Origin of the sequence: Micromonospora sp. CP22 (assembly GCF_009712475.1) — a bacterium.
Taxonomy (GTDB): Bacteria; Actinomycetota; Actinomycetes; order Mycobacteriales; family Micromonosporaceae; genus Micromonospora.
In genome coordinates, this window is record NZ_VCJO01000039.1 from 1 (window position 1) to 8,586 (window position 8,586).

General features: G+C 64.0%; 3 protein-coding genes. 2 read left to right on the forward strand and 1 reads right to left on the reverse strand.

What is annotated here, in order from left to right; genetic code table 11:
* Positions 1 to 184: 184 nt before the first annotated feature.
* The gene (locus FF096_RS25955) at positions 185 to 535 is read right to left on the reverse strand and encodes a hypothetical protein (protein WP_155222183.1); all 351 of its coding nucleotides are present in this window, start codon (positions 533 to 535) and stop codon (positions 185 to 187) included.
* A 335-nt stretch (positions 536 to 870) separates the two neighbouring features.
* Between FF096_RS25955 and FF096_RS25960 the strand changes: the two genes are divergently transcribed.
* Positions 871 to 7,737, forward strand: coding sequence for a polymorphic toxin-type HINT domain-containing protein (locus tag FF096_RS25960; RefSeq protein ID WP_375335395.1), 6,867 nt, complete (start codon positions 871 to 873; stop codon positions 7,735 to 7,737).
* Between the two features lie 9 nt (positions 7,738 to 7,746).
* Positions 7,747 to 8,175: an Imm50 family immunity protein gene (locus FF096_RS27630; protein ID WP_375335396.1), complete on the forward strand. Its 429-nt coding sequence runs from the start codon at positions 7,747 to 7,749 to the stop codon at positions 8,173 to 8,175.
* Positions 8,176 to 8,586: the final 411 nt, after the last annotated feature.

Sequence of the window (8,586 nt, forward strand, 5' to 3'; positions counted from 1 at the left end):
TCACCCAGGCACTGGACACCATCCGGCAGGAACTCCAGATGGCGATGCCGCCATCGGTACACCGCCGACCGCCATCGCCTAGAGGTGCCCGACGTCGCAAGCCAAGAGCACATCGATCAGCCCAAGCATCCGCGGCGCCGGACATAGCCCGATAGCCTCTGATTGACCGCCTGGGCGTTGGACTCTACTGTGCAACGCATGAACACCTGTTTCCGGCAGGTGTGCTGGGTGTCTGTGGCCGAATCCCCCCTCGGACACGAACCAAATCCCAACGGTGTTCGCCAAGATCAATTCTGGCGAACACCGTTCGTGTTTCTGCGGAGTACGTCAGCCTCAGCCGTAGGCTTCGGTACAGGTCGAGCTCGTCTTCGGGTTCTGCCTCCTCCAGCGCCGCAGCGATGTTGCCCAGCTCGGCGATCAGCGAGGCGATGTCCTCGGCGGTCATCGAGTCGATGGCGTCGGACTCGCGTGCAGCGGGGCGGCTTGCCAGCGCCTTGTCGCGCTGCTGTTCAGCTTCGGCGATCCAGCCCGCCACGACCGCCGGGCTGGCTCCGTCGTCGAGAGCCTGTCTGTAGCGAGCGATCTTTTTGTCGAACTCGGCGGTGATGGGGATTGTGTGGCTTGCGGCGGTAAGGGGTGCCGACTGGACCGTGTTTGGTTACCCGGACCGATACGGTGCGTGATCGTCATCAACTGACGGTCTGCAGGGTGTGGGTTTCGTTCTTGTGTGGACCGTCGAGGGTGTCTAGCGTGGCGAGCACTTCGAGATCGACGGGAGTGGTTGCGATGCTTGCTGGCCGCCGTGGGGGCGCTGCGTGCGATCGGTCAGGTGCGCGGGGAAGGACCGGGGCGGGCCTTCTGGCGGTGGCGGTGCTGGTGGGTTTGTTGCCGGTGTTGCAACTCGAGCAGCCAGCGGAAGCGGCACCGGTATCGAAGCCGGCTGACTCTCCGTCGGTGGCGAGTGTTGCAGTCCGGCAGACAGAGCAGGATCCAGATCCGGATGGCGAGATTGCGGTGACGGAGCCGCTCCCTGCGGGGGAGTTCCCGGCAGGTGGTGAGGCGGTCATCGACCTTCAGGGTGACGCCGGGGATCGGACGGCGTTCGGGTTGACGGTCGAGCCTGCCGGTGAGGCTGAGGGTGCAGCGGCGCGAGGCCTGGAGGCTGGCGAGGTTGGGTCGGTGCGGGTTCGGTCGTTCGACCGGTCCGCGTCGGTGGCGTTGGGTAATGCGGGCCCGTTGTACTCACTCGCTCGGGCGGACGGTTCCGCGGCGGCCGGTGCGGTGCAGGTGGTGGTCGACTATTCGGATTTCGCGCAGGCGTATGGGGGCTCGTTTGCTGATCGGTTGACGTTGGTGCGGTTGCCGGGGTGTGCGGCGACGACGCCGGAGGTGCCGGAGTGTTCGGCTGATCCGGTGTGGGTGTCGGCGGTGAATGATCCGCACGCGAAGAGGTTGACGGCGGTGGTGGACGTTGCCGGTGACTCGACCGCTGCCGGCAGTCGCACGGGTGCGTTCGAGGGCTTTACCGCGCAGGCATCTGTCGAGTCGGTAGGCGTGTACGCCCTGGCGTCGTCGGCGTCGGGTGGGTCGACCGGCTCGTACACGGCGACGGATTTGAAGCCGTCGGGGTCGTGGCAGGTGGGGGAGAGCGCGGGGTCGTTCACCTATTCGTATCCGTTGCCGGAGCCGCCGTTGCCGTATGGGCAGACGTTGGGGTTGGGGTTGTCGTACAGCTCGTCGTCGGTGGATGGGATGACGCACGGGACGAACAACCAGTCGGGGCCGGTGGGGTTGGGTTGGTCGTTCTCGCCGGGTTACGTGGAGCGGATGTACAAGCCGTGTCGGACGCACAAGACGGAGATGTGTTGGGAGTCCCCGGACGGTGAGGACGGCGAAGCGGCCACGAATGATGTGGCGGCGTCGCATATCACGATCTCGTTGCAGGGGCAGTCGACGCAGATCGTGAAGACCACGGCGGGGGTGTGGAAGCCGGTTGACGATCTCGGGTGGCGGGTGGAGTTCCTCTCCGGTGGTGCTGAGGACGATGGCTACTGGAAGGTGTGGACGCAGGACGGCACGGAGTACCGGTTCGGGTATGTGCGGGACGCGGTGTGGAAGATGTCGTTCCTGGGGGATGAGGCGGGGGAGCCGTGCCACAGCGTGTATCCGGCGTCGTGTCGGGATCCGTGGCGGTGGAACCTGGACCGGGTTCGTGACGCCAACGAGAACGAGACGTATCTGCACTGGACGCGGGAGACGAACCACTACAAGCGGGCGTTGACCGGTTCGGTGCTGGAGTACGACCGCGGCGGCTATCTGTCGTCGATCGAGTACGCGAAGAACGTGACCGAGGCCGGGGCGGTTCCGGTTGGTCGGGTGTTGTTCAGTTGGGCGAACCGGTGTGTGGAGCGCACCGCCGAGGACGACCCGTTGAACAACACTCCGGCGTCGTGTCCGTCGCTGTCGTCGAACCCGACCTCCTACCCCGACGTGCCCGGGGATCTGTCGTGCGGGTCGTCGTCGTGTGGGAACTACACCCAGTCGTTCTTCAGCAGCAAGATCCTGGACCGGGTGACGTCGTACCAGTGGAACGCCGGTACCGCGGCGTGGAACAACATCAATCGCGTCCAGCTGCGCTACAAGGTGGTCAACCCGCCGGGCCTGACCGAGCGGGTGTTCATCCTGGACTACATCCGTCCGATTGGGCTGATCGGCGCGGACGCTAACAAGATCGACCTGCCGCCGGTGGACTTCGACTACGTCGACGGGACGCAGCCGAACTACCGGGACGGCCGGGTCGACTACGACGAGACCGGCGTCGGTGTGTCCGCGATGCGGATGCCCCGGTTGTTGGTGGTCCGCAACGGTCTCGGTGGTCGCACCGAAGTCACCTACGGCACGCAGAAACCGTGCCCGCAGGGCGGGTCGAGTCAGTCGGGCTTCAACAGCTGGCACAACGGCAAGCAGGGCAACTGGGACGTCAACACCGAGGACTGCTACCCGATCTTCCACTCACCGCCCGGCGCCGACCCAGGGTTCGGGATCTTCCACAAGTACCTCGTCAAAAAGGTGGTGGAGAAGGATCAGGTGGGTGGGTCGCCGGACCAGGTCACCCAGTACGACTACTCCGTCGGCACGCCAGCGTGGAAGAACGCCAACAACCCGCTCGTGCCGGACGCCGAGGAGTCGTGGAGCGTCTTCGCCGGCTACAACCGTGTCCGCGTCGTGCAGGGCTCGGGCACGGATCCGTCGAAGTACACGGTGTGGATGTCGACGTTCTTCCGCGGCCTGTACCACGACATCTACGACCCCGGCAGCGGCGGCGGCATCAAGGAAACCACCGTCTCCGACTACGCCGGCAACACCTACGACGACCACTCTGCCCGCGCCGGTCGGACCCTGCAGACCCGCCAGTACCGGATGACCACCTACAACGCGAATCCGGCCAACGCCTCCTATACCGAGGTCGCCAGCACCCGCTACGACCACATCATCCAGGGCAGCTTCAACGGTCCCGGCTACGCCAACCCCCGCCAGGTCCGCGTCGGCTTGGAAAGCAACCGGGTCAAGCTCGACGACGGCAGCTGGCGGACCAGCGAAGAGAGGACCATCTACGAGTCGACGTACGGGCTGCCGATCCGGTTCCACCAGTACAACGAGGTCGGGGTCGCGGACAACACCTGCACCTCCTACACCTACGCCCAACGCAACGAACCCAACTCCTTCTACATGATTAACTTCCCGGAGCGGGTGGAGACCTGGTCCGGCGATACCTGCGGCTCGGGAACGTTGCTGTCGCGCGCAGTCACCTTCTACGACACCTACACGGTCGAAGGATCACAGACCCCGTTCGACGGCAACGTCGCCGAGGTGCGCACGTACCGCAGTCCGACCAGTTACGTGTCCAGTGGCCGTAGCACCTACGACAACACCGGTCGGATCCTGAGCACGACCGACTCGGCCGGATTGACCATTACCACCAGCTACAGCCCGGGTGTCAACTGGCCCGACAACGGCATCACCAGCACCGTCGGCGGTGGCTTCAACCACTCCAGCACCACTCTGATCGACCGGCACACGGGTGAACCGTCGCGGATCACCGACCCGAACGGCAAGGTCACCGACCTGGTCTACGACCCGCTCGGCCGACTGGTCGAGGTGTACGCGCCGGGGCAGGCGAAGTCGTCCGGGGTGCCGTCGCTGCGGTTCGGCTACCAGCTCACCTCCAGCGGGATCGGCCAACCCACCTCCGCCGCGCGGACCAGGACCGAAACGCTGCAATCCCACGATGGCAGCCCGGTCTACCTGAACTCCTACCAGTACGTTGATGGTCTCGGCCGAGTACGGGAAGTCCAGCAGCCGGGTCCGAACGGTGGACGGGTTGTCACCGCCACCACCTACGATGCCCGTGGCAACGTCGCCGCCACCACCGACCCCTTCCACAACAGCTCCGCGGCTGGTTCCGGGTTGGTCAACCCGAGCCTGGCCACCGTTCCTGCCGTTCGCGAGACGACCTACGACCATCTGAATCGGGCCACCGCAGTGGTGGACAAGAAGCTCGGTACGGCGTGGCGGCAGACCGCTACCACCTATTACGGCGACCGCACCATGGTCGTGCCCCCGGCGGGCGGGACCAGGACGGTCAGTCACATCGACACGCGGGGCAACACGACGCGGCTGGACCAGTACACCTCGGCCACCAACCCGAGCACGTACCAGAGCACCACATACACCTTCGACCTCCTGGACCAACTCACCACGGTCGTTGACCCCGCCGGCAACACCTGGACCAACACCTATGACCTCGCCGGCCGTCTCACGCAGAAGGTCGATCCGGACTCCGGCACCGCCACCACCCACTACGACTCTGCCGGCCGAGTCGCCTACACCGTTGACGGGCGCGGGCAGAAGATCTCGACCGAGTACGACGCGCAGTCGCGAACCAAGGGTCGGTGGGCCGGCGACGTCGGCACCGGCACGCGACTGGTCAGCTACGTGTATGACAGCATCGCCAAGGGGCGCCTTACCTCGTCCACGAGGTGGCGCGACGGCAACGCCTACACCACCGCGGTGACCGGCTACACCGACCGCTACGAACCGACCGGCACCATCGTCACGATTCCCGCCGTCGAAGGCGCCCTTGCCGGCACCTACACCACCGGTGTCGCCTACAACCTCGCCGGCAAGATCACCCGGCAGACCTTGCCCGGCATCGGTGGTCTCCCCGCCGAGACCATCACCTCGACCTACGACACCAACGGATACGCGCGCTCCACGACCGGCCAGATCGCCGGAGCACCCGACACCAAATACCTCGCGGACGCGACCTACTACAACCACGGACCCGCACACCAGAGCCTGCACGGCGCCCCCGGCAACCAGGTCCGGCAGACCACCACCATCGACACCGGCACCGGACGGCTCGACGCCCACGACGTCGCCACCGAAAGCCCCACCACCCCCGGAACCTTCACCAGCAAGTTCACCAGCGGCTACACCTACGACCAGACCGGCAACATCACCTCCATCGCCGGAAAAACCAACGGCACCACCGACCAGGTCGAATGCTTCACCTACGACCACCTACGTCGGCTGACCCAAGCCTGGACCCAAGCAGCCACCACCTGCGCCACCCCCCAACGCGCCGGCGCTGACCCCTACCACCGCTCCTGGACCTTCGACGCCCTCGGTAACCGGCTCACCCAAACCGACCACAACACCACCACCGGCAACACGGTGTGGACCTACAACACCGGCGCCCTCCACGGAGTCACCGCCCACCAGATCGCCTCGGTCACCGCCACCGGCCCCCTCGCCGGCACCGGAACCCGCGGGTTCGCCTACGACGACGCCGGCAACATGACCCAACGCACCACCCCCACCGGCGCCACCCAGGCGCTGACCTGGGACCCCGAAGGCCGACTCGATACCCTCACCGAAGACACGACCTCCACCGAGTACGTCTACGACGCCGACGGCAACCGACTCATCTCCCGCGCAGACGACAAGACCACCCTCTACCTCGGCAGCACCGAACTCGTCGTCACTCCCACCAGCGGCGGACCCCTCGGCACCCGCTACTACGCCGGCATCGCCGTCCGTGACGCATCCGGGCTGAAGTGGACCATCAGCAACCACCAAGGCACCGGCCAGGTCCAGATCGACGCCACCACCCTGGCCAGCCAACGCCGCCGCACCATGCCCTACGGCGAACAACGCGGCACGACCCCATCGGTCTGGCTGGGTAGCAAAGCCTTCGTCGGCGGCACCCAAGACGACACCGGACTGACCCACCTCGGCGCCCGTGAATACGACCCCACCCTCGGCAGATTCATCTCCGTAGACCCGGTCATGGACCTCGCCGACCCCGAGCAATGGCACGGCTACGCCTACGGCCGCAACAGTCCGACCACCTTCAGCGACCCCTCAGGACTCTACGCCCTCGGCGACGGCGACGGCCATGTCAGGGCCTACAAGAGCCACACCGGCACCAAGATCGTCAACTACACCCCGAAGTACAGCAGCAAAAGCACCACCACCCCCAACACCAACCCCACTCCGCCGAAGAAGAAGTCCACCACGAAGCAGGTCGTCAGTGGCCTTTGGACGGGTGCAAAGAACGCGATCGTCAGCCCCATCGTCGACACCTTCAACACCATCAAGAACAGCTGGGTAACGACCTACAACAACGCGAACGCCGTCTACAACGGCGACATGTCCCTCACCGACGCCCTGTGGGACACAGGCAAAACGTTCGCCGAAAACTACATCTCAGCCCTCATCAGCCCGGCCGTTGCGGTCAAGGACATCTACCTCGGCTGGTGGAACGCATGGTCGAACCTAGCCGAGGGAAACATCGAGGCAGCCGTAGCTTCCGGCACGGAAGCAGGAATCGGCGCAGGAGGCATCGCCGCCGGCGCTCGCTTCGGAATCAAGGGCAAAGGCGCGTGCACCCACAGCTTCGCACCAACCACCGGCGTCCTCCTCGCTAACGGCACCACCAAAGCCATCGCCGACGTCAAAGTCGGAGACCTCGTCCTCGCCACCGACCCCGAAACCGGAAACGACGAAGCCAAACCCGTAACCCAAACCCACACCAACCAAGACACCGACCTCACCGACCTCGACGTACGCCTAAGCGACGACTCCAGCACCACCCTCGAAACCACCCAACACCACCCCTTCTGGAGCCAGACCCGGGCGGAATGGATCAACGCGGCCGAACTCCGCTCCGGCGAACAACTCGCGACCGCCGACGGGACCGAAGTCACGGTCGAAGCCGTCCGCAACCATCGCGGCGACGAACAAATGCACGACCTTACCGTCGCCGACATCCACACGTACTATGTGATCGCTGGCAATACTCCTGTCTTGGTGCACAACTGTGGCGGTAGTGTTCCGAGCCATAAGACCTTGCCAAGTAGGAATGCTGCCTTCCGTGAAGCCAAGCGAGACCTTGGTATACCAATGAGCCAACAGCCCACGGATATCCGCTCTGTGCCGATGACTGACCGTAGTGGCGCGCAGATAATGAACGAACGCGGTCGGCCGGTCATGACTCGGGAGTACATTTTCGAGCGAGGAGGCGGGGACCGAGTCGTCATCCAGGACCATTCCTTCGGGCATCAATTCGGAGAGGGGGGCGTCGGTGACCAAGGCCGACACCTCAACGTGCGGCCGTGGGCCAACACTCGGACTGGTAAGGTGCCTGGCACTGCTCAGCACTACGAGTATTAGTAGGTGAACATGGGTTGGCTCGACCTCGTAACGAATCCTCAAGGACTTAGGGAGATTTTTGGAGCGGAGACTCCGCCCTTGGTGGGGGTCGGTTTGCATGGGGTCGAAATTGACCGTGAGGGGCCAACGCTTCGACTCAGGCTGGACCTTCCGACTTATCCCTCCAATCCTCCCGTTAAGTGGCGTCGCAATGGTTATAACGTTGTTCAAGTCGAGCTACTCCTAGGTGGGGTAAGTGACATATCGATACGCGGTGTTTCTGTCAATATGTTGGTCGATGTCGACATAAAATCCGATGGTAGGTTGGCTCTCAAAATCAGCTCGCCGACATTGAATATGATTGCCATGGCGACCTCGGTCACCGTCTCAAAAATAGACGCATACCTGGATGGTGGGCGCGACTTGTGGCCCGTCAAAGATTCTGGCAGTGGGAATTAATTGCTCGTGATGGCGCGCGTCGTGTAATGCTTAAAGCTGCTGCATTCCGGCAAGCGTGACGGCGTAACCTACGCCCTATGTTACTCCGGGAGATTTGGGCGGAGTGGCTTGAAAAGTGGAAGGTTAACGTCTTCGTGGAGGAGGCTTCGGTCTGTCGAGGAGTGTGTGTTCGTGATTCAGGCGTGGAAGCTTCCTGCGCCTTACCGATGTCTTCCTTTGATTCGGTAAATGGCAATCGTTTTGGTCATGTGGTCGTCGCACAACTCATTAAGGGACGTCTCGTGATTCGGTGGTTAATCCATGGTGGATCATGTTGGGGTGCAGGTCAGGGCTATTGCGTTGTCGGGTAGCTGCTGGTCACGGCGGTGATTAGGTCGTGTGATCGGCGGGTGGCTTGGCGGGTGGCTCGGG